The following is a 23638-nucleotide window of genomic DNA, read 5'->3' on the forward strand; positions in this document are numbered from 1 at the left end:
GTCTGCGCGCCTGCTCTATGTGATGGACCCGATGTGTTCCTGGTGCTGGGGGTTTGCCCCGGTGGCCAAGGCACTGGTCGAGCAGGCGCAAGCCGCGGGTGTGGATGTGCATCTGATCGTGGGTGGCTTGCGCACCGGTAGCGGTGCGGCGCTGGAGCCGACCACCCGACGCTATATTTTTGAGCATTGGCAGGCGGTCACCGAGGCCACTGGCCAGCCGTTCAAGTTCGAAGGCGCGCTGCCCGACGGTTTTGTCTACGATACCGAACCTGCCTGCCGGGCCTTGGTGACGGCGCGCAGCCTGGCGCCGGATTGCGCGTTGAGACTGCTCGGGCTGATTCAGCACGCATTTTATGCCGAAGGCCGTGATGTCACCCAGGCCAGCGTGTTGGTCGAGTTGGCGGAACAGGCCGGTCTGCCGCGCATCGAGTTCGCCGGTGCTTTCGATCGGGCTGATATGCACGCAGCCACCGCCGCCGATTTCACCTGGGTCCAGGACCTGGGTATCGCCGGTTTTCCTACATTGCTCGCTGAACGCAATGGTCAATTGGCATTGCTGACCAACGGCTATCAGCCTCTGAGTGTGCTGTCCCCGCTGCTCGGCCGCTGGCTGGAGCGCGCTGCCTGTGCATGACCTGCCCGAAGACGTCGCCACCGCTAAACGTGTCGACCGTCTGAGCTGGGCGGAAATCCGTCGCCTGGCCCTGCATCACAAGAAGTCCCTGTGGATCGCCAACGGCGTGGCCGTGCTGGCGACCTTGTGCAGCGTGCCGATTCCCTTGCTCCTGCCGTTGCTGGTGGACGAGGTGTTGCTGGGGCACGGTGATGCCGCGCTGAAGATCATGAACCACGCGCTGCCCGAAGGCTGGCAAAAAGCGGCGGGCTACATCGGCCTGATGCTGCTGGTGACCTTGACCCTGAGGTGTACGGCGTTGCTGTTCAACGTGGTGCAGGCGAAATTGTTCGCCGGGTTGGCCAAGGACATCGTCTACCGCATTCGCATACGTCTGATCGAACGGCTCAAGCGTATCTCGCTGGGTGAATACGAAAGCCTGGGCAGTGGCACGGTGACCACGCATCTGGTCACCGACCTGGACACGCTGGACAAATTCGTCGGTGAAACCCTCAGTCGTTTCCTCGTGGCCATGCTGACCCTGGTCGGTACGGCGGGCATTCTGATGTGGATGCACTGGAAACTGGCATTGCTGATCCTGCTGTTCAACCCGCTGGTGATCTACGCCACGGTGCAGTTGGGCAAACGGGTCAAGCACCTGAAAAAACTCGAGAACGACAGTACTTCGCGCTTTACCCAGGCACTGACCGAAACCCTGGATGCCATCCAGGAAGTTCGCGCCGGCAACCGTCAGGGGTTTTTCCTCGGTCGCTTGGGGCAACGCGCCCGTGACGTGCGCGACTATGCGGTGAATTCGCAATGGAAAACCGATGCGTCGAACCGGGCCAGCGGTTTGTTGTTCCAGTTCGGCATCGATATTTTCCGTGCCGCGGCCATGCTCACGGTGTTGTTCTCCGATTTGTCCATCGGCCAGATGCTCGCGGTGTTCAGCTACCTGTGGTTCATGATCGGTCCGGTCGAACAGCTGCTGAACCTGCAATATGCCTACTACGCTGCCGGCGGTGCGCTGTCGCGGATCAATGAGCTGCTGTCGCGCGCTGATGAGCCTGAATACCCGGGCGGCGTCGACCCGTTCATCGGGCGCGAGACCGTCGGGCTGGAAGTACAAGGGTTGAGCTTCGGTTACGGCGATGAACTGGTCCTGAACCAGATGAACCTGTCCATCGCCCCCGGCGAAAAGGTCGCGATCGTCGGCGCCAGTGGCGGGGGCAAGAGCACGCTGGTGCAACTGCTGCTGGGTTTGTACACGCCGTTGGCCGGAACCATTCGATTTGGCGGTTCGACCCAGCAGGAGATCGGCCTGGAAACCGTGCGGGAAAATGTTGCCGTGGTCCTGCAACATCCGGCGCTGTTCAACGACACCATCCGGGCCAACCTGACCATGGGGCGTGAGCGCACTGACGAGGCTTGCTGGCATGCACTGGAAATAGCCCAGTTGCACGGCACGGTGCGGGATTTGCCCAATGGCCTGGACAGTATCGTCGGGCGCTCCGGCGTGCGTTTGTCCGGTGGACAGCGCCAACGCCTGGCCATCGCCCGGATGGTGCTCGCCGAGCCCAAGGTGGTGATCCTCGACGAAGCCACCTCCGCGCTGGATGCCGCCACCGAATACAACCTGCACCAGGCCCTGGCGCGGTTTCTGAGCAACCGCACCACGTTGATCATTGCCCACCGCCTTTCGGCGGTGAAGCAGGCTGATCGAGTGCTGGTATTCGACGGTGGGCAAGTGGCCGAGGACGGCGACCACCAGCAGCTGATTGCCGATGGTGGTCTGTATGCCAAGCTGTATGGGCATTTGCAGCGGCACTGACCAGCAAGCAATTACTTCCAGATCACGCCCAGTGCATCGGCGCTGCCGTCATAACCGAACTGCTTCATCACGACCGAGCACGATTCGCATGGCGCCAGGGCGGTGGCGATCGTGATGGAGTCCAGATCCTTGGGATTGGGGTATTTGCCGCGGATGACACTGATTAGTTTGCTTTCGGTGTCCAGCGAGGTAGGGCGAGATGTGAGCGCAGGCGTGTAGGTTTCAATGTCATTGATGGTGCGCGGGATCGCCTGCAACTTGCCTTGGGGTGATACCTCAAGTGCGGTCTGCGGGAAGCTGACTTTATGATCGATATTGAAGTAGCTGGTGCTGCCGACTTTAACCTCATTCGTATGTCTGTTGTTGGCAAACAATGGCAGGAAACCCGTATCACCCTTGTTGCCGGAAACGCTGACATACACCTCGCGCCCCCCGGCTTTTGTCTTGATTTCGGCGAACGCGATGTTCCGGGGTTTGTGCAGGGGGCGTCGTGTTTTCTTGCTGATGAGGCGTTGCAGGCGCCTCATCGTGTCATCGATTTTTAATGCCTTGGGCCCCGCCTGCGTCGACGATGCGACGGTGATGACGTTTTCTTCAAACAGGTTGTTGAAAATTTCCGCAGTCGTTTCACGTGCGCTGTCGGGGGCAGCCTTGGACAGCGACCAGGTTGCGGCACCGTCGGTGGAAAACCGAATGATCATTCGTGTGGAATGATCGAATAAAGCCGCTTCCCCCGGGCTGGTATCAACCTTGAGCCATTTGAGTGTTTCAGGCGGATTGGCATGGCCGCCGATCGGGATGGCAATCTCATCCATCGCTTTCAGTGCTCGCTCTACCGACGCCTGGCCATGGATTCTGACCATGTTGTTGGCATTCAGAGAACCGGTGTACACCACCAATAACTCGTTTTTCAGTTCATCGGGAAGGGTGTCGGCTTTCTTGAACGTCAGGAGGTCATGCACGCCATGTCCAGATGCGCGCTCGGCGAAATAATAGTCCCCGGCGTTCAATCGCGTGAAAACGTAGTGTTTTGAACCGTCCGCCGCTTCGACAATGATACTGCCGATGTGGAAGTTATCGACGAGCTCTTCTCCCGGAACGGGGACACTGACCATGACCCGCCCATAAATACCTTTTTGAAATTCCATTGTGCCCTGAAGGGTTGAGTGGGCGCGGATCGCGTCCACTTGCATTGCAGCTCTGTTGGTCGCGGGGATGTAAGTAACATCCCCGAACCAGGGCGCCCAACCCTTGGCGGTATCAAAACTGCCGATGTCGGGTGTGGGGGCAGGGTCGCGAATGACATAGCTGGTTTTACACGGCGCGGAACCGGGCATGCGACGGATCCTGCAAGGAGCCGCCTTATAGCTGTCCTTCAGGTCCATCAGGTCGGCGCGGCGTAACACATCATCCTTCAGTCGGTAAGGTTGGTCGTCAATGAAGAGCGTCGTCCGGCCATCGACTTCAAGCACTTCGCGCACGCTGCTTTTGTCAGCCAACTCGACAATGACATTGTCCTTGGTTTTTTCCAGGGGGCTGTAGTGGGATCGCCCCAATGAGAACTCTCTCGAACGGCTGCGTAGCAAGGGGCCATAGGGCTTGGACGACAATGGATCGACCAGGTAATACCGGGCCTTGCCTGAGGACGACAGATTGCGTACGGGTACATCGTCCAGACCTCTAAGGGACGTTAACTGGTCGCCGTTGACCAAAGGTTTCCAGCGGCCCGCACCAGTGACCTGCGGCAGGCTGCGGGAGAAATTATAGTGCCCTGCACTGCCCGCCAATTCCTTGATGCGGAAAATACCGGATCTGCCGATTTTAAGTCCTTTTGATCCCAATGCCTTGAGCAGCGCTCCGATGCCGTCAAGCGGGTTCAGTGCCATCAAGCTCAAAATCAAAAACTCTTTGGTCAGCAATTTAAATGCTGGAAGTCTGGCGCGTAAGGTCAGTCGGCCGGCATTGCTGATCAGTTTTGTCGAGCCCGAAGCAAACTTGCCGATCGGTTGTGCGAATGACAACAGGTCGATGAACACTCCGAACACTCCATTGATAAGGCGTGTCTTTTCGCCTGAGGCCAGATCTTCGATACTTTTCCAGAATGGCACGAAGATTTTGATAACTTCGCGGATTTCATCTTTCTCGGCTTTTTCGCGTTCAAACTCAGTCTGCCCGGCACAGTCCTTGTAGAGCTGTTTGGGGTCTACAAACGGTAGCAGGCTGGCAATGAAATGACTGATTGCCAGGCAACGGGGTGAGGAAAGTGTCAGTGGAGTGCTGTTTGCGGTTTGCACATCGTTGGAAGGAGCGGTGAACGTATCACCTAGCTGTTCGATGATTGCCTCACAGACCGCTCCGGCGTTGGGTGCGCTCCCGATCGAATGAGCATCCCAGTCAAAGGGTAATGTCTGGTTGCGCAACACCGAAACGGAAACGGTCCCTTTGTTCATTCGCCACGTCTCGGTTTTCTGGACACCCCCGAATTGCTCCGGGTCGGGGTTTTCCACGCGGCGTATCACCCCAGCTCGGGGCAGCAGTTCGTAGGTTCTTGTTTCCTCGGCGTAGGTCGTCTGCAAAATCAGGCCGTTACGGGCTCGTAGTGGCAGGATTATTTCAGGTGTTTCGTTTTGGGCTTCTACACCGCTGGTTTCCTTTCTCAGGCTATGGATTTTGAGTTCACCCCATTCAATGGCCTGGCGATCGTCGAATGGGAGTGAGGCCAGTTGACTGCGAATCAGCGTTTTGTAAGCAGTTGTCTGTCGTTCAACGTAATCCAGGAAGCCGTCATAGAACATCGATTTCACTTCTGGCAAGATGCCATATACCGCCGGTATCCCTGATGCTTCCCAGTAAAATGGCGACGCTACCTTTCGGTTACTGTCGATCCTGAAATAGTATTGACTGACGGCGCCATCAGCCTGCGTGTAATACCATCGTGTCTGCTCATCGAATTCATTTGAGGCGAGGATGTCGATGAGCGAATAGCGATCGTACCCCTTGCCACGGAGGGTCGGAACGCTATTCCATCGGATGGTTTCGCGTTCTTTCCTCGCCAGCTTCCTGTTTTGCGCGACAAAGCGTTTTCCAAAGAACTTTTCCGCTACGATTTTCGCCATTGATAGTCGGTTTGGCGGGGTTTCGTTGATTCGGGTGATGGCAGTGCCGAGCGCATTGGTGTGTTTATCCAGCTCCGATAGCGCCAGTTCGATTTCGGGCTCTGTGTAATCCTCATGACGCTTAGGCAGGATGATGCCTTGGGTCACTGCCCAGTCCAGTGTCGGCAGCAGCCTTGCCAGGCTGACTTCTTTGAGTTGCTCGTCTGTCGCTCCCTCGGCCCGATCGAGAGCCAGGTTAACCAAATGCTGAAAGGTCATTCTGCACAACGCTTCGGGGTCGGTAGCGTTTATCAGGTTCACGCCATTCATGAAGTTCACCCAAACAAGGGAGCTCCGGTATGGAAGCGCGGTCGGAATATCGGTGACACGGAACTCGACCGGAAACTGGTGCAGAAACAATCGGGCCATAACAATCGCTTCTTTTTCCGACGCGGCCCGTTTTGACCTGAGTAGATGGGTCTCGAATTCGTTTCGGATGGCCGGATAACTTTTGCCCCAGTGTGAACGTGACTGCCAATCGAAACCGGCAACTTCTTCCGGTTTTTGGCTCGGTGTCTCAAACCAGATTTGCAATGCGTTGGCTATGACTTTGATGCGGATGTGCGGCGACGTTTCTTCGCCTGGTGCTCCTCCATACCAGTTCAAAGTCGACAGCAAGCCGGTTGCCAGCTTCTCGGCTTCAGGGTTTTGCAGGATTTTTTCAAGAAAAACGGTAGGAGTGGCGCGGATTTGTTCAGCGGTAGCCGACATAAGAGTGTCGTTGGCCAGATGAGTGAATGGAGAAATGCCCGCCTCGGGCAGAAACGTTCTTATCGTTTCGATCGTTTCCGCACCGATGATCTGCTCTTGCACTTTTTGCATAGTGATACTTGAGGGATCGGATGAAGCTGCCCTGACAACGTTGAACACTTTGCGATCCTTTGCGCTGGGAGGACGCTTCAAGTCGACAATGTTGAAGTCGTCTTCCAGTTTCAGACGATAGCTTGCGATTTTTTCCTCAAGGGCATTGATGGCGGCTTGGTGTTCAGCCGAGTTGGTCGGATCCCAGGGGGCAAGACCGTAAAAAGTGGCCATTCCTGGCAGGCTGACAAGGCGGTCGTAACGGATCTGTCCGCCCAGCAACTTAGCCGTCTTTTCGATGCGTGCTTTAAATTCTGACCATTTTTCAGATCCGGTTAATGCCAGAACTACTTTGTTCTGGTCATCGCGATTCGACGTCTCGTAGACGTAGGTTCCGTCTTTTGCAGTGACAATCAAATAATGAGGGGACACGTTTTTACTTTTACACAGTGCTTGATACTTGCTGTCTTTCATCAAGTCTTGCAAAGCGGTTTGACCGGCTTCATTTTCTTGATCCAGCGGAGAGAGCGTGCAGGGTCTGAGCAGTGTTCGCGCGAAATGAGACATAGAGCCGACTTCTGCGCGCAGGAAAGACAGTAATAATTCATAGTCATCCAGTTGGCTCTGATAGATCTGCGCAGTGGTCGGGGTTGAATTTAGAGTTTCAGTTGATGTGCTAGTTGAAGGGGGAGTTTGCATAAGCCAGCTTCTCTTTTCGTTGCATCGGTTGGTATGCGCTCGATTGAACGAGCATTGGTGTTTCGCCACCGATTACAACGGTTCATGGCAAGGGCTGTGCGGTACATAGATAATGCACCGTTTTTGAAGAAGTCGATTTCTGTTCGAGGTCTATGGCAGGGGGGGACGGCGCTGGCGTTGCTGCAAGAGTGCTGCTCACGGTGGGCGGCAGTTCTTACTTGCCGGGATCACGAATGCCCCCTAGTCTGGCTATAGCGATTTCGTCCGGAAGACGAGCAAGCAGTGCTAATGCAAGGGACCTCATGAATCAAACGCGGACTCTCGGAACGCCACGGTTGTTGGGCATTGTCTGGCCATTTATCGCCGTTGTGTTGTTTCAAGCCTTGCTGGGCGGCGTTAGCCTTTATGTGCTGTCGGCTGTTCGTGGCTATGTTGCCGGCGAAAGCCTTTGGTCCAAGGGCCAGAAAGATGCCATCTATTACCTGAACCTCTACGCCGACAGCGGCGACGAAGGGATATTTGATAAGTACCGGAACGCCATTTCCGTGCCTCAAGGCGGGCATGAATTGCGTGTGGCGCTGGATCAGCAACCGCCAGACATCGAAGCGGCGAGGCTGGCGATCCTCAAGGGGGGCAACCACCCGGACGACGTTTCCAGCCTGATCTGGCTGTACCTCAACTTTCGTCACTTCAGTTACCTCGAAAAAGCCATCGATCTGTGGACCGTGGGGGATGCCTATCTGGCCAAGCTCGATGACGTTGCCAGGGACATGCATCAGCACATCAATACCCGCCCTGCCTCTGATGCGGATATCCAGCGCTGGAAGGAGCAGATCTTCGCGATCAATGATGAAGTGACTCCGGCGGCGAAAGCCTTCAGTGATGCACTGGGGGAAGGGTCGCGGGTCATTCTTCGTCTGCTGCTGCTGACTAACCTCGCCACTGCGCTTGGATTGATTGCGCTGGCGCTGATGCGCACCCGCAAGCTGCTCAAGCAGCGCCATGCCTTCGCCGATGCGCTGCAGCTGGAGAAAGAGCGGGCGCAGATCACCCTGCAATCGATTGGCGACGGCGTGATCACCACAGATGTTTCCGGTGCGATTGCCTATATGAACCCGGCGGCCGAGGCATTGACCCACTGGAAGGCCGAGCAGGCGACAGGCTTGCCGCTGGCAGCGCTGTTCAACCTGCTGGATGAAGAGGCCCAGGCCGATGGCTTCACCCTTATCGAGCATATTCTCAGCGGCCAGCTCAGTGGCGGCAGCGAGCACTCCAGGCTGATTCAACGCCTGGACGGCAGCACGGTGTCGGTCACACTGGTGGGCGCGCCCATCCGCAATGCCGGCAAAGTCAGCGGTACGGTGCTGGTGCTGCATGACATGACCCAGGAGCGGCAATACATCGCCAATCTGTCATGGCAGGCGACCCACGATGCCTTGACCGGACTCGCCAACCGCCGTGAATTCGAATATCGCCTGGAACAGGCGCTGCACAGCCTGACCCGCTACTCGGGGCGCCATGCCCTGATGTTCCTCGATCTGGATCAGTTCAAGCTGGTCAACGATACCTGCGGCCATGCGGCGGGCGACGAACTGTTGCGGCATATCTGCGCCTTGCTGCAGTCGGGGCTGCGCGAAGGCGATACCCTGGCGCGCCTGGGCGGCGACGAGTTTGGCATCCTGCTGGAAAACTGCGCGCCGGAAGCGGCGGAGAAAATTGCCGAGAGCCTGCGCCAGACTGTGCAGAATCTGCATTTTGTCTGGAAGGGCCGACCTTTCGTCACCACTGTCAGTATCGGGCTGGTTCATGTCGCGCAGAATCCGACGACGCTCGAAGTCTCGCTACGTGCTGCTGACATGGCGTGCTACATGGCCAAGGAAAAGGGCCGCAACCGGGTCCAGGTCTATCATCCGGATGACTCGGAACTGTCCCTGCGTTTCGGCGAAATGGCCTGGGTGCAACGTTTGCACATGGCGCTGGAGGAAAACCGCTTCTGCCTGTATGCCCAGGAAATCGTCCCCTTGGGTCATGTCGAGCAGCACGGCGGGCATATTGAAATTCTGCTGCGATTGCATGATGAAGCCGGGCGGATGATCTTGCCCGACAGCTTCATTCCGGCTGCCGAGCGTTATGGCCTGATGAGCTCGCTTGATCGTTGGGTGGTGCAGAACGTGTTCAAGATCATTGCCCAATGTCGGGCCGAGCGAAGCCAAGGCCCGCTGGCCATGTGTGCGATTAATCTGTCAGGCACGACGATCGGGGATGAGGCGTTCCTGGACTTCCTGCGTGAACAGTTTGTGACCTATTCGATTCCGCCTGAAATGATTTGTTTTGAAATTACTGAAACCAGTGCTATTTCAAATCTTGGCAGCGCCATTAGATTCATTAATGAACTCAAAGGCTTAGGATGCCATTTTTCACTGGACGACTTTTGTGCCGGAATGTCCTCATTCGCGTACCTGAAACATTTGCCTGTAGACTTCCTGAAGATCGACGGGAGTTTTGTAAAGGATATGCTGGACGACCCGATTAACCGCGCCATGGTCGAGGTGATCAATCACATCGGCCATGTCATGGGTAAGCGCACGATTGCCGAGTTTGTCGAAACGCCCCAGATCGAGCAGGCACTGCTGGAGATCGGGGTTGATTACGCTCAAGGGTATGTGATTGAACGCCCGCATCTGTTTACCAGCGATAGCTTGTTGAGTCGTCCTGCCAGGCCCCAGCCGATGTTGTTCAAGGCCCCTGGCACGTTCCGTTGAAATTCCTGCCGGTCTGACAATCACAATCAAAAGGAGCTCGACAGTGATCGACACATTCAACCGAACCGGACCGCTCATGGAAGCTGCAAGTTACCCTGCCTGGGCCCAGCGCCTGATCCAGGATTGCAGCGAGAGCAAGCGCCGGGTTGTCGAACACGAACTGTACCAACGCATGCGAGACAACAAGCTCAGTGCGAAGACCATGCGCCAATACCTGATCGGTGGTTGGCCGGTGGTCGAACAGTTCGCGTTGTATATGGCAAAAAACCTGACCAAGACCCGCTTCGCCCGTCATCCCGGCGAAGACATGGCCCGTCGCTGGCTGATGCGCAACATCCGCGTCGAATTGAACCACGCCGATTATTGGGTGCACTGGAGTCGCGCGCACGGTGTCAGCCTTGAGGACCTGCAGGCACAGCAGGTTGCACCGGAGCTTCACGCGTTGAGCCATTGGTGCTGGCACACCAGTTCGGCCGACTCGCTGATCGTTGCGATTGCCGCCACCAACTACGCCATCGAAGGAGCGACCGGGGAATGGTCGGCGCTCGTGTGTTCCAACGGTATCTACGCCGCCTCGTTCCCCGAGGAGGATCGCAAGCGGGCGATGAAGTGGTTGAAGATGCATGCCCAGTACGACGATGCCCATCCGTGGGAAGCCCTGGAAATCATCTGCACATTGGCGGGCACCAACCCGAGCAAATCCCTGCAGGTGGAATTGCGCCAGGCCGTTTGCAAGAGTTACGACTACATGTACCTGTTTCTCGAGCGTTGCATGCAATTGGAGCACGCAGAGCGGGCGCCGGTCGTGCGTGAGCGGATGGCATTGGCCGAAGGCTGATTCAGCTATCACGCAATAAAACTGTGGGAGCGGGCTTGCTCGCGAAAGCGGAGTGTCATTCAGCTTAGATGTCAGCTGATACGCCGCCTTCGCGAGCAAGCCCGCTCCCACATTGTCTTGTGTCGCAGCTAATGACTCAGCCCGCCATCTCCAGCCGGTTACGACCTTCGCGCTTGGCCACATACAGTGCACTGTCTGCCCGCCGCAACAGGCTGTCGGCGGACTCGCCGGGCAACAGGGTCGAACAGCCGAGGCTGACTGTCAGCACGATCGTATGACCGTCGGCCAGGTACTCCTCAGCCTGCACTGCAAACCGCAGCCGTTCCCCCACCATGGCCGCGGCTTCGCGGCTGGTATTGGACAGCAGTATCAGAAACTCTTCACCGCCATAGCGGAACACCATGTCGACGTTGCGCAGCTGGTTTTTGATCGAGGCGGCGACCGCCTTGAGCACGTGATCACCCGTGCTGTGGCCATGGGTGTCATTGACCTGCTTGAAATGATCGATGTCCAGCATCAACACCGATAACGGTTGCAGATGGCGCCGGGACAGCTCGATTTCCCTTTGCAGCGTCTGGTCCATGGCGATGCGGTTACCGGTGCGCGTCAGCGGGTCGCGCAGTGCGCTTTGGGTGGCGGTACGGTATAGCAGCGCGTTACGCATCGGAAACAGCAGCGTAGCCAGCAGTGATTCGAGATTGCCCTGTTCCTGTTCGCTGAAACGCTGATTGCGGCGGAAAATCAGTTCACCCAGGTGTTCGCCATCGTGACTGAGGCTGTAACTGATGGAATGGTGACCACGCTGGCCGAACTCCAGGCGCAGATCACTGCTCTTGTGCAGGTAGCACAAGGCGTCCAACGGCACCAATCGCTGAATCTCGCGATAGAAAGTCCCAAGAATGCGCTGCGGTTCCAGACTGGTTTGCAGTTGCAGGCCCAGTTGCTGGCGCATTTGCGCAAGGTTGACGGGCCGTTCCAGAAGAGGCGGTTGCTGACCAAAGCCCAGGCGCTGCAATTTGGCGCTATCGAAGTCAATTGCGTTGGTCTGGGAAGGTGGTTTCATTAGGCGTGCGCCCCTGAGCAGTAAGGCTGTCTTACAAGCTGGGTGAGAGCGGCTTAGGGCTGCGCGTCGTACTGGTCCGTCAGTCCCGTAGGATATTTCGTACAAGTTTAATCTGCTTTGTGGAAGATGAGTAACTCCTGCACCCATGCTTCACCCCGTCTGCTTTCACCTTGCGTGTCTGAGCAAACTTAGAGCGAAAGTCGTGCCATTCGCTTCATCAGAATAAAATTCGTATTAAATCAAATGGTTGTGCATCATCTGCAACCTGTATGGCGCAGCGTGTGACGTTTGTTTGACAGGTGCATGGGGTGTCTTCGAGTGCCGCGTCGGGAAGCCGGCGCGGCATCGAAAAAGCGACGTACGGTCGTTATTGGGCGTTGAACGCCTGACCATTGATACCGGCGCTGTCCGGGCCCATCAGGTACAGGTAGACCGGCATGATCTCCTCGGGCGTCGGGTTGTTCAGCGGGTTTTCACCCGGGTAAGCCTGGGCGCGCATGCTGGTGCGGGTAGCGCCCGGGTTGATGCTGTTGGAGCGTACCGGGGCCACGGTGTCGACTTCGTCAGCCAGGGTTTGCATCAGGCCTTCGGTGGCGAACTTGGAGACGCCGTAAGCGCCCCAGTACGCACGTCCCTTGCGACCGACGCTGCTGGACGTGAACACAACCGAGGCGTCCTGCGACAGCTTGAGCAACGGCAAAAGAGTGCTGGTGAGCATGAACATGGCATTGACGTTGACTTGCATGACCCGCATGAAGTTTTCGCCGGAAAGCTGCTCGATCGGCGTGCGCGGGCCGATGATCGAGGCATTGTGCAGCAGGCCGTCGAGATGCCCGAATTCGTTTTCGATCATCGCCGCCAGTTCATCGTATTGATGGGGCAGGGCGGTTTCGAGGTTGAACGGGATCACCGCTGGTTGTGGATGGCCGGCGGCTTCAATTTCGTCGTAGAGCTGGGTCAGGTTGGCTTCGGTCTTGCCCAGCAGCAACACGGTTGCGCCGTGGGCGGCGTAAGTCTTTGCCGCTGCGGCGCCGATGCCGCGTCCTGCACCGGTGACCAGAATGACCCGATCCTTGAGCAGTTCGGGGCGGGCGGAATAATCAAACATAAAAAACCTCAACAAATCAGAACGAGCGAACCTTGTAGGAGCGAGCTTGCTCCGGGCGGCGGTCCGACGATGGTCGTCAACGATTACGCGACGAGCCAGGCACCCCGCGGCGCTCTCAGGTTTTTCGCGAGCAAGCTCGCTCCTACAGTGGGCGAGCTCAGTAAAGAGATTCAGCAGCCGCAGAGGGCGCTATCCAAAACCTTGCGCAACTCCAGCGGATGATCGACCACCACGTCCGCACCCCAGTGACGCGGGTTATCGTCAGGGTGGATATAGCCGAAGGTCACTGCAGCCGTCCTGGTGCCGGCATCACGGCCCGACTCGATGTCGCGCAGGTCATCGCCGACGAACAGCACACTGGCCGGGTCCAGGTCGAGCATCTTGCACGCCAGGATCAGCGGCTCCGGATCCGGCTTGCTGTTCTTCACGTGATCCGGGCAGATCAGCAGCGCCGAACGTTCGGACAGCCCCAGTTGTTGCATGATCGGTTCGGCGAAGCGCAGTGGCTTGTTGGTGACCACGCCCCAGATCAGGTTGGCTTTCTCGATATCGGCGAGCAACTCGGCCATGCCGTCGAACAGCTTGCTGTGCACCGCACAACCGACGAGGTAGCGCTCCAGGAACTCCAGGCGCAACGCTTCGAACCCTGGCGATTCCGGATCCATGGCGAAGGTCACGGCGACCATCGCCTTGGCACCGCCGGAAATCTCGTCGCGGATGTGCTTGTCGTTCATTGGGGGCAAGCCGCGGTCGGCACGCATCGCCTGACAGATCGCAATGAAGTCTGGCGCGGTGTCGAGCAGGGTGCCGTCCATGTCGAAAAGAACTGCTCTGATTCGCATCGGCTTATTCCTCGCGCAGGGTCTGGATCATGTAGTTGACGTCCACGTCGGCGGCCAGCTTGTAGTGCTTGGTCAGCGGGTTGTAGGTCAGGCCGATGATGTCCTTGACGGTCAGGCCGGCCATGCGGCTCCAGGCACCGAGTTCGGAAGGTCGGATGAATTTCTTGAAGTCGTGGGTGCCGCGCGGCAGCAGCTTCATGATGTATTCGGCGCCGACGATGGCGAACAGGTACGCCTTCGGGTTGCGGTTGATGGTCGAGAAGAACACCTGGCCGCCGGGCTTGACCATGCGGAAGCAGGCGCGGATGACCGACGACGGGTCCGGCACGTGCTCAAGCATTTCCAGGCAGGTGACCACGTCGAACTGCTCCGGCATTTCCTCGGCCAGGGCTTCGGCGGTGATCTGCCGATATTCGACGTTGACGCCCGATTCCAGTTGATGCAACTGGGCAACCGCCAGCGGCGCTTCGCCCATGTCGATACCCGTCACGGTCGCGCCGCGCTGGGCCATGGCTTCACTGAGGATGCCACCGCCGCAACCCACGTCGAGCACTTTCTTGCCGGCCAGATTGACCCGCTCGTCAATCCAGTTGACCCGCAGCGGGTTGATGTCGTGCAGCGGTTTGAATTCGCTTTCGCGGTCCCACCAGCGATGGGCCAGGGCCTCGAATTTGGCGATTTCGGCGTAGTCGACGTTGCTCATGGTCTAAGTCCTCTAAAACTTGAAAAATCCTGTTGCCCCGGATGGCGTTCCGGGGTGCTTACGATTCGGTACGGCCGCTGATGCGCTGGCCCCAGGCCTTCGCGACAGCGCAAAGCTGTTGTTCATCAAGGCGAGTCAGGCGACGGTCGTCGAGCAGTTGCTTGCCGGCAACCCAAAGGTGTTTCACGCAGTCCCGGCCGGTGGCGTATATAAGCTGCGAAACCGGGTCGTAGACCGGTTGCTGGGCCAGACCGGAGAGGTCGAAAGCCACCATGTCCGCGGCCTTGCCGATTTCCAGCGAGCCGGTTTCGGCTTCGATGCCCAGCGCGCGGGCACCGTTGAGGGTGGCCATGCGCAAGGCGCGATGGGCATCCAGCGCGGTGGCCGAGCCGGCGACAGCCTTGGCCAGCAGGGCTGCGGTGCGGGTTTCGCCGAGCAGGTCCAGGTCATTGTTGCTCGCCGCGCCATCGGTGCCGACCGCGACATTGACCCCCGCCTGCCACAAACGCTCGACCGGGCAGAACCCGCTGGCCAGCTTCAGATTCGACTCCGGGCAATGAATCACATTGGTGTTGCTTTCTACCAGCAGTGCCAGGTCTTCATCGCTGATCTGGGTCATGTGAACCGCCTGGAAACGCGGCCCCAGCAAGCCCAGGCGCGCCAGGCGGGCCAGCGGGCGTTCACCGCGCTGTTCGACCGATTGCTGCACTTCGAAGGCGGTTTCATGCACGTGCATGTGGATCGAGGCGTCCAGTTCCTCGGAGATTACCCGGATTTTTTCCAGGTTTTCGTCGCCCACGGTGTAGGGTGCGTGGGGGCCGAAGGTGATTTTGATGCGTTCGTGGTGCTTGAGATCGCCAAACAGTTCAACGCCCTGACGAATGGCTTCATCCGCGGAGCCGGCGCCCGGAATCGGGAAATCGAGGATCGGAATCGCGATCTGCGCGCGAATGCCGCTGTTGTGCACGCGCTCGCTGGCAACCTTCGGGAAGAAGTACATGTCAGAGAAACAGGTGATCCCGCCTTTGATTTGCTCGGCGATGGCAAGGTCGGTGCCGTCGCGCACGAAGTCCTCGTCGACCCACTTGGCTTCGGCGGGCCAGATGTGGTTTTCCAGCCAGGTCATCAATGGCAGGTCATCGGCCAGGCCGCGGAACAGTGTCATCGCCGCGTGCCCGTGGGCATTGATCAGGCCGGGGCTGAGCAGCATGTCGGGCAATTCGCGGATTTCGGTTGCGTTAAGCTTCAGTGCGGCGGAACGTGGGCCGATAAACACGATGCGTCCATCACGGATGCCCACGCCATGTTCCTTGAGGACGACACCAGCGGGTTCGACGGGTACCAGCCAGGTCGGCAGCAATAACAGGTCGAGCGCAGCGGCAGTGTTCGGCATCGAGGGTCGGTTCCAGTGCTTTTGTAAAGGATGGCGAAGTATACCCGAGCGTCTTCGCGGGGGGATCGCTATAATCGGCGGCTTTTGTTCATGAGTGCGGGGTGAGGGATGCGCGATCGACTGTTGGCTGCGGAAAAGGTAAAGGCCATCGATTGGCGTGATGGCGCTCTCCATCTGCTGGATCAGCGCATTTTGCCGTTCGAGGAAACCTGGATCGCCTACACCAGTGCAGCCGGTGTGGCCGAGGCCATTCGCTCGATGGTGGTGCGTGGCGCGCCGGCCATCGGTATTAGCGCCGCTTATGGCATTGTGCTCGCGGCCCGTGCCCGGATTGCCGAAGGTGGCGACTGGTATGCGGCGCTGGAAGAGGATTTCATGCTGCTGGCCGATTCCCGTCCTACTGCGGTCAACCTGTTCTGGGCGCTGGGTCGCATGCACGACCGGCTTGATCGCCTGAAAGACAATGCCGATCCGCTGGAGGCGCTGGAGGCCGAGGCCATTGCCATTCACGAAAGTGATCGCGAAGCCAACCTGACCATGGCGCAACTGGGTGTCGACCTGATCCGCAAGCATCAGGGCAACGCCCAGGCGATCCTGACCCACTGCAACACTGGCGCACTGGCCACGGGCGGCTTTGGCACGGCGCTGGGCGTGATTCGCGCTGCATTCATCGAGGGGATGGTCGAGCAGGTCTATGTCGACGAAACCCGCCCATGGCTGCAGGGCTCGCGGCTGACCGCATGGGAGCTGGCCAATGAAGGCATTCCCGTGACCCTCAATGTCGACTCCGCCGCTGCGCATATCATGAAGACCAAAGGCCCTACCTGGGTCATCGTCGGCGCTGACCGGATCACCGCCAATGGCGATGTGGCCAACAAGATCGGCACCTATCAGCTGGCCGTCAACGCCATGCACCACGGCGTGCGCTTCATGGTGGTGGCGCCGAGTTCGACCATCGACATGAACCTGGCCAGTGGCGACGACATTCCGATTGAAGAGCGTGATGGTCGCGAGTTGCTGGAAGTGGGTGGCAAGCGCGTCGGGGCCGATGTCCATGCCTTCAACCCGGTGTTCGACGTGACGCCGGCGGATCTGATCGATGCGATCGTCACCGAAAAAGGCATTGTCGAACGCCCGGACACGGCGAAGATGGCGCAGTTGATGTGCCGCAAGCGTCTGCATTAATTATCGTTGGCGTCTGTTCAATCGCTTTCGTCGGATCGCCGCCCGGAGCAAGTCCGCTCCCACAGTTGATCGAGGTGTGACCGCAATCGTCGGCACAATAAAGAACCACTGTGGGAGCGGGCTTGCCCGCGAAGAGGCCTGCACAGGCACCGAACAACCCAAAATCCAGCCCCATTTCTCCATTCAACACGGCTCTAAGCCCCTCTCGTCCCCTTCAAGCCTGTCACCGGTCAACTAACTACTCTCCATGCGCATCTGGGGGATAGGTGCGTGGCGGCTCTTGTGATAACATCCGGCGGTTTCCATGGTTACCCTGCGGGGTGACCTTTACTGCGCAGATCCATGGCATAACTCGTTGATTTGTCGTAAGCCACTGCATGGCACCGAGCCTGCAGCGGCGAGCTTCGTTGGTCCTGACGAAGTTTCACCAGAAAAAGGAATCAGGCTTCTCATGGGCGAACTGGCCAAAGAAATCCTCCCGGTCAATATCGAAGACGAGCTGAAGCAGTCCTACCTCGACTACGCGATGAGCGTAATTGTCGGGCGGGCACTGCCGGATGCGCGCGATGGCTTGAAGCCCGTGCACCGGCGCGTGCTGTTCGCGATGAGCGAGCTGGGCAACGACTTCAACAAGCCGTACAAGAAATCTGCCCGTGTTGTCGGTGACGTGATCGGTAAGTATCACCCGCACGGTGATACCGCGGTGTACGACACCATCGTTCGGATGGCACAGCCATTCTCCCTGCGCTACCTGCTGGTAGACGGCCAGGGCAACTTCGGTTCGGTGGACGGCGACAACGCCGCGGCCATGCGATACACCGAAGTGCGCATGACCAAGCTGGCGCACGAGCTGCTGGCCGACCTGCATAAGGAAACCGTGGACTGGGTGCCGAACTACGACGGCACCGAAATGATCCCGGCGGTCATGCCGACCCGTATTCCCAACCTGCTGGTCAACGGCTCCAGCGGTATCGCCGTGGGCATGGCGACCAACATTCCGCCACACAACCTCGGTGAAGTCATCGACGGTTGCCTGGCGCTCATCGACAATCCCGAGCTGACTGTCGACGAGCTGATGCAATACATCCCGGGTCCGGACTTCCCGACCGCTGCGATCATCAACGGTCGCGCCGGCATCATTGAAGCCTACCGCACTGGCCGTGGCCGCATTTACATGCGCGCCCGCTCGATGATCGAAGACATCGACAAGGTCGGTGGCCGCCAGCAGATCGTCATCACCGAACTCCCTTACCAGTTGAACAAGGCGCGTCTGATCGAGAAGATCGCCGAGCTGGTAAAAGAGAAGAAGCTCGAAGGCATCACCGAACTGCGCGACGAGTCCGACAAGGACGGTATGCGCGTCGTGATCGAGCTGCGTCGTGGCGAAGTGCCTGAGGTGATCCTCAACAACCTCTATGCCCAGACCCAGCTGCAAGCGGTGTTCGGCATCAACATCGTCGCGCTGATCGACGGCCGTCCGCGGATCCTGAACCTCAAGGACCTGCTGGAAGCCTTCGTTCGTCACCGTCGCGAAGTGGTGACCCGTCGTACCGTGTTCGAATTGCGCAAAGCCCGCGAGCGTGGTCACATTCTTGAAGGTCAAGCGGTTGCCCTGTCGAACATCGACCCGGTCATCGCCCTGATCAAGGCGTCGCCAACGCCGTCGGAAGCCAAGGAAGCGCTGGTCAGCACCCCTTGGGAGTCCTCGGCCGTGGTGGCGATGGTGGAGCGTGCCGGCGCCGATTCGTGCCGTCCGGAAAACCTCGATCCGCAATACGGTCTGCGTGACGGCAAGTACTTCCTGTCGCCGGAACAGGCGCAAGCCATTCTGGAACTGCGTCTGCACCGCCTGACCGGTCTGGAACACGAAAAACTGCTGGCCGAGTATCAAGAGATCCTCAACCAGATCGGCGAGCTGATCCGCATCCTCAACAGCGCCACGCGCCTGATGGAAGTGATCCGCGAAGAGCTGGAAGTGATTCGCGCCGAATACGGCGACGTGCGTCGCACCGAAATCCTCGATGCCCGTCTCGACCTGACCCTGGGTGACATGATCCCGGAAGAAGAGCGCGTCGTGACCATCTCCCACGGTGGCTATGCCAAGACCCAGCCGCTGGCGGCGTACCAGGCCCAGCGTCGTGGCGGTAAAGGCAAGTCGGCGACCGGCGTCAAGGATGAGGACTACATCGCTCACCTGCTGGTTGCCAACAGCCACACCACGCTGCTGCTGTTCTCGAGCAAGGGCAAGGTGTACTGGCTGAAGACCTACGAAATCCCTGAAGCGTCCCGCGCGGCCCGTGGTCGTCCGCTGGTCAACCTGTTGCCGCTGGATGACGGTGAATACATCACCACCATGCTGCCGGTCGAGGAATACACCGAAGGTCACTACATCTTCATGGCCACCGCCAACGGCACCGTGAAGAAGACCCCGCTGGAATCCTTCAGCCGTCAGCGCAGCGTCGGCCTGATCGCACTGGAACTGGATGAAGGTGACGTGCTGATTTCTGCCGCCATTACCGATGGCGAGCGTGAAGTGATGCTGTTCTCCGACGGCGGCAAGGTCACCCGCTTCAAGGAATCCGACGTTCGCGCCATGGGCCGTACCGCCCGCGGTGTGCGCGGCATGCGTCTGCCGGAAGGCCAGAAGCTGATTTCCATGCTGATCCCGGAAGAAGGCAGCCAGATTCTCACCGCTTCCGAGCGTGGTTTTGGCAAGCGCACCGCGATCACCGAGTTCCCTGAGTACAAGCGTGGCGGTCAGGGCGTTATCGCCATGGTCAGCAACGAGCGTAACGGCCGCCTGGTCGGCGCCGTCCAGGTGCTCGACGGCGAGGAAATCATGCTGATTTCCGACCAGGGCACCCTGGTGCGTACCCGTGTCGACGAAGTGTCCAGCCTGGGTCGTAACACCCAGGGCGTGACCCTGATCAAACTGGCCAAGGATGAAACCCTGGTCGGCCTTGAGCGGGTTCAGGAACCTTCGGAAATCGAAGGTGAAGAACTGGAAGGTGAAGAGGGGGCGGTGTTCGAGGGTGAAGTCGTGATCGACGATGCCGTTGAAGACCAGCAACTCGACGCTGCTGCTGACGAAGAACCACAGGAATAAGCGGGTAAGCAGGGGGCGGATGAGAATTCGCCCCCTTGTTGTTTGTCCGTAATGAAATATCGACGCCCATTAGATCCCCTGTGGGAGCGGGCTTGCTCGCGAAAGCGGAGTATCAGGCGACATCTTTGCTGAATGTCAGCCCGTTTTCGCGAGCAAGCCCGCTCCCACATCAAGTTGGCGTCGACTGATATGTGATACCCCCAAATCAGAGCGAGATTGGATGTGAGCAAGAGAGCCTATAACTTCTGTGCCGGTCCTGCGGCGCTTCCCGAAGCTGTCCTGCAGCGCGCCCAGGGTGAACTCCTCGACTGGCACGGCAAGGGTCTGTCGGTCATGGAAATGAGCCATCGCAGTGATGAGTTCGTGTCCATTGCCACCAAGGCCGAGCAGGATCTGCGTGATCTGCTGAATATCCCTTCGAACTATAAAGTGCTGTTCCTGCAAGGTGGCGCCAGCCAGCAATTCGCGCAGATTCCTCTGAACCTGCTGCCGGAAAACGGCTCGGCCGACTATATCGACACCGGTATCTGGTCGCAGAAAGCCATCGAAGAAGCTTCGCGCTACGGCCATGTCAACGTTGCCGGCACCGCCAAGCCCTACGACTATTTCGCCATTCCCGGTCAGAACGAGTGGAAGCTGTCGAAAGACGCGGCCTACGTTCACTACGCGCCGAACGAAACCATCGGTGGCCTGGAGTTCCAGTGGATTCCGCAAACCGGTGACGTTCCGCTGGTGGCCGACATGTCCTCGGACATCCTGTCGCGCCCGGTGGATGTTTCGCGTTTCGGCATGATCTACGCCGGTGCCCAGAAAAACATCGGCCCGAGCGGTATCGTCGTCAATATCGTGCGCGAAGACCTGCTGGGCAAGGCCCGCTCCATTTGCCCCACCATGCTCAATTACAAGGTCGCGGCCGACAACGGCTCGATGTACAACACCCCTCCGACCCTGGCGTGGTATTTGTCCGGCCTGGTGTTCGAGTGGCTCAAAGAGCAGGGCGGTGTCGAGGCCATCGGCAAGCTCAACGAAGTCAAGCAGCGCACGCTGTACAACTTCATCGATGCCAGCGGCCTGTACAGCAACCCGATCAACAAGTCGGACCGCTCGTGGATGAACGTGCCGTTCCGCCTGGCTGATGATCGTCTGGACAAGCCGTTCCTGGCCGGTGCCGACGAGCGTGGCCTGTTGAACCTCAAGGGCCACCGTTCCGTGGGTGGCATGCGCGCCTCCATCTATAACGCCGTCGACATCAACGCCGTCAATGCGCTGATTTCGTACATGGCAGAGTTCGAGAAGGAACACGGCTAATGTCTGAGCAAGAACTCAAGGCACTGCGCCTGCGCATTGATGCCCTGGACGAAAAGGTCCTGGAGCTGATCAGTGAGCGTGCGCGCTGCGCCCAGGAAGTCGCGCGAGTAAAGATGGCCTCGCTGGCCGAAGGCGAAGTGCCGGTGTTCTATCGTCCTGAGCGTGAGGCTCAGGTGCTCAAGCGTGTCATGGAGCGTAACCAGGGGCCGCTGGGCAACGAAGAGATGGCGCGGCTGTTCCGCGAAATCATGTCTTCCTGCCTGGCACTCGAGCAGCCGTTGAAAGTGGCTTATCTCGGCCCTGAGGGTACCTTCACCCAGGCGGCGGCCATGAAGCACTTCGGTCACGCGGTAATCAGCAAGCCGATGGCGGCGATCGACGAAGTGTTCCGTGAAGTGGCGGCCGGGGCGGTGAATTTTGGCGTGGTGCCGGTGGAAAACTCCACCGAAGGCGCGGTCAACCACACCCTCGACAGCTTCCTCGAACATGACATGGTGATCTGCGGCGAAGTCGAGCTGCGTATCCACCATCACCTGTTGGTCGGTGAAAACACCAAGACCGACAGCATCAGCCGCATCTACTCCCACGCACAGTCCCTGGCCCAGTGCCGCAAGTGGCTGGACGCCCATTACCCGAATGTCGAGCGCGTGGCGGTGTCCAGCAACGCCGAAGCGGCCAAGCGGGTCAAGGGCGAGTGGAACTCGGCGGCGATTGCCGGTGACATGGCGGCCGGTCTGTACGGCTTGACCCGTCTGGCCGAAAAAATCGAGGACCGCCCGGATAACTCCACGCGCTTCCTCATGATCGGTAACCAGGAAGTGCCGCCGACCGGCGACGACAAGACCTCGATCATCGTCTCGATGAGCAACAAGCCGGGTGCGCTTCATGAGTTGCTGGTGCCGTTCCACGACAACGGCATCGACCTGACGCGAATCGAGACCCGTCCGTCGCGCAGCGGCAAATGGACCTACGTGTTCTTCATCGATTTTGTCGGCCACCACCGCGATCCGCTGGTAAAAGGTGTGCTGGAAAAAATCAGTCAGGAAGCAGTGGCACTCAAAGTGCTGGGTTCCTACCCGAAAGCAGTTCTCTAAGGGCGGTAGCAAATGAGTGGCAATTTCCTCGCTCTGGCACAGCCGGGCGTGCAACAACTTTCGCCTTACGTTCCGGGCAAGCCCGTGGACGAACTGGCTCGCGAGCTGGACCTCGATCCAGCCAGCATCATCAAGCTGGCGAGCAACGAAAACCCGCTGGGCCCTGGTCCCAAGGCGTTGGCGGCCATCCGCGATGCGCTGGCCGAGCTGACCCGTTATCCGGACGGCAACGGCTTTGCCCTCAAGAGCCTGTTGGCCGAGCAGTGCCGCGTCGAACTTGATCAGGTTACGCTGGGCAATGGTTCCAACGACATCCTGGAACTGGTCGCGCGTGCCTATCTGGCGCCAGGCCTGAACGCCGTGTTCAGCGAGCATGCGTTCGCGGTCTACCCGATTGCCACTCAGGCGGTCGGTGCACAGGCCAAGGTCGTTCCGGCCAGGGATTGGGGGCATGACCTGCCTGCCATGCTGGCAGCCATCGACGCCAATACCCGCGTGGTCTTCATCGCCAACCCGAACAACCCGACCGGGACCTGGTTCGACGCCGAGGCGCTGGACGAATTCCTGCAGGATGTTCCGGAGCATGTGCTGGTCGTACTGGATGAGGCTTATATCGAGTACGCCGAAGGCAGCGATCTGCCGGATGGCCTGGACTTCCTGGCGGCCTACCCGAACCTGCTGGTTTCCCGCACCTTCTCCAAGGCCTATGGTCTGGCGGCGTTGCGCGTGGGTTATGGCTTGTCCACGTCAGTAGTCGCAGATGTGCTGAACCGTGTGCGCCAGCCATTCAACGTCAACAGCCTGGCCCTGGCCGCAGCCTGTGCGGCGTTGAAGGACGACGAGTATCTGGCGCAAAGCCGTCAGTTGAACGAGTCCGGCATGCAGCAGCTGGAAGCCGGTTTCCGTGAGCTGGGGCTGAGCTGGATTCCATCCAAGGGCAATTTCATCTGCGTCGATCTCGGTCAAGTGGCGGCTCCGGTGTTCCAGGGCTTGCTGCGTGAAGGTGTGATCGTGCGCCCGGTGGCCAACTACGGCATGCCGAATCACCTGCGCGTCACCATTGGTCTGCCGGCAGAGAACAGCCGCTTCCTGGATGCGCTGACCAAGGTTCTGGCTCGTGGTTGATGTCACTGCACT

At 58.8% G+C, this 23638-nt stretch carries 15 protein-coding genes; 9 read left to right on the forward strand and 6 right to left on the reverse strand.

Annotation, left to right across the window (positions count from 1 at the left end; translation table 11 throughout):
• The first annotated feature begins 31 nt into the window (after positions 1-31).
• Both BSF40_RS19515 and BSF40_RS19520 read left to right on the forward strand, forming a co-directional pair.
• Complete coding sequence (locus tag BSF40_RS19515) at positions 32-634, forward strand: DsbA family protein (RefSeq protein ID WP_172435727.1); 603 nt, start codon at positions 32-34, stop codon at positions 632-634.
• Positions 627-2444: an ABC transporter ATP-binding protein gene (locus BSF40_RS19520; RefSeq protein WP_095966341.1), complete on the forward strand. Its 1818-nt coding sequence runs from the start codon at positions 627-629 to the stop codon at positions 2442-2444. Before BSF40_RS19515 ends, BSF40_RS19520 begins: the two co-directional genes overlap by 8 nt.
• Before the next feature lie 11 nt (positions 2445-2455).
• On the opposite strand, the gene BSF40_RS19525 is transcribed toward BSF40_RS19520, so the two are convergent.
• Positions 2456-7099 carry a deaminase domain-containing protein gene (locus BSF40_RS19525; RefSeq protein WP_095966342.1) on the reverse strand — a complete coding sequence of 1548 codons (4644 nt, stop codon included), beginning with the start codon at positions 7097-7099 and terminating at the stop codon, positions 2456-2458.
• 302 nt (positions 7100-7401) lie between these two features.
• Between BSF40_RS19525 and BSF40_RS19530 the strand changes: the two genes are divergently transcribed.
• The gene (locus tag BSF40_RS19530) at positions 7402-9861 is read left to right on the forward strand and encodes an EAL domain-containing protein (protein ID WP_095966343.1); all 2460 of its coding nucleotides are present in this window, start codon (positions 7402-7404) and stop codon (positions 9859-9861) included.
• A gap of 76 nt (positions 9862-9937) precedes the next feature.
• Entirely contained in the window at positions 9938-10699 is a 762-nt protein-coding gene (locus BSF40_RS19535) for an iron-containing redox enzyme family protein (RefSeq protein ID WP_219735577.1), read from the forward strand.
• 136 nt (positions 10700-10835) lie between these two features.
• Here BSF40_RS19535 and BSF40_RS19540 read toward each other — a convergent pair whose 3' ends face one another.
• The 5 genes from BSF40_RS19540 to BSF40_RS19560 all read right to left on the reverse strand — a co-directional run bounded on the left by BSF40_RS19540 (position 10836) and on the right by BSF40_RS19560 (position 15808).
• Complete coding sequence (locus BSF40_RS19540) at positions 10836-11762, reverse strand: GGDEF domain-containing protein (protein WP_095966345.1); 927 nt, start codon at positions 11760-11762, stop codon at positions 10836-10838.
• Positions 11763-12129: 367 nt separating this feature from the next.
• Entirely contained in the window at positions 12130-12870 is a 741-nt protein-coding gene (locus tag BSF40_RS19545) for a YciK family oxidoreductase (RefSeq protein ID WP_095966346.1), read from the reverse strand.
• A 170-nt stretch (positions 12871-13040) separates the two neighbouring features.
• On the reverse strand, positions 13041-13712 hold the full coding sequence (mupP, locus tag BSF40_RS19550) for an N-acetylmuramic acid 6-phosphate phosphatase MupP (protein ID WP_095966347.1): 672 nt from the start codon (positions 13710-13712) through the stop codon (positions 13041-13043).
• 4 nt (positions 13713-13716) lie between these two features.
• Positions 13717-14415, reverse strand: a complete 699-nt coding sequence (ubiG, locus tag BSF40_RS19555; RefSeq protein ID WP_007973655.1) for a bifunctional 2-polyprenyl-6-hydroxyphenol methylase/3-demethylubiquinol 3-O-methyltransferase UbiG — start codon at positions 14413-14415, stop codon at positions 13717-13719.
• Between the two features lie 58 nt (positions 14416-14473).
• The gene (locus BSF40_RS19560) at positions 14474-15808 is read right to left on the reverse strand and encodes a TRZ/ATZ family hydrolase (protein WP_095966348.1); all 1335 of its coding nucleotides are present in this window, start codon (positions 15806-15808) and stop codon (positions 14474-14476) included.
• A gap of 108 nt (positions 15809-15916) precedes the next feature.
• On the opposite strand from BSF40_RS19560, the gene mtnA reads away from it, so the two are divergent.
• The 5 genes from mtnA to hisC all read left to right on the forward strand — a co-directional run bounded on the left by mtnA (position 15917) and on the right by hisC (position 23626).
• Positions 15917-16993 (forward strand): S-methyl-5-thioribose-1-phosphate isomerase, encoded by a 1077-nt coding sequence (mtnA, locus tag BSF40_RS19565; protein ID WP_095966349.1) that lies wholly within the window; start codon positions 15917-15919, stop codon positions 16991-16993.
• Positions 16994-17444: 451 nt separating this feature from the next.
• On the forward strand, positions 17445-20099 hold the full coding sequence (gene gyrA / locus BSF40_RS19570; protein WP_095966350.1) for a DNA gyrase subunit A: 2655 nt from the start codon (positions 17445-17447) through the stop codon (positions 20097-20099).
• Positions 20100-20321: 222 nt separating this feature from the next.
• The gene (gene serC, locus BSF40_RS19575) at positions 20322-21407 is read left to right on the forward strand and encodes a 3-phosphoserine/phosphohydroxythreonine transaminase (protein WP_095966351.1); all 1086 of its coding nucleotides are present in this window, start codon (positions 20322-20324) and stop codon (positions 21405-21407) included.
• On the forward strand, positions 21407-22501 hold the full coding sequence (gene pheA, locus BSF40_RS19580) for a prephenate dehydratase (RefSeq protein ID WP_007939916.1): 1095 nt from the start codon (positions 21407-21409) through the stop codon (positions 22499-22501). Before serC ends, pheA begins: the two co-directional genes overlap by 1 nt.
• Before the next feature lie 12 nt (positions 22502-22513).
• A complete protein-coding gene (hisC, locus tag BSF40_RS19585; protein WP_095966352.1) occupies positions 22514-23626 on the forward strand; it encodes a histidinol-phosphate transaminase in 1113 nt (370 codons plus the stop codon).
• The last annotated feature ends 12 nt before the right edge of the window (positions 23627-23638 follow it).

Origin of the sequence: Pseudomonas sp. ACN5 (assembly GCF_002303975.1) — a bacterium.
In the GTDB taxonomy this organism is placed as follows: domain Bacteria; phylum Pseudomonadota; class Gammaproteobacteria; order Pseudomonadales; family Pseudomonadaceae; genus Aquipseudomonas; species Aquipseudomonas laurylsulfatiphila.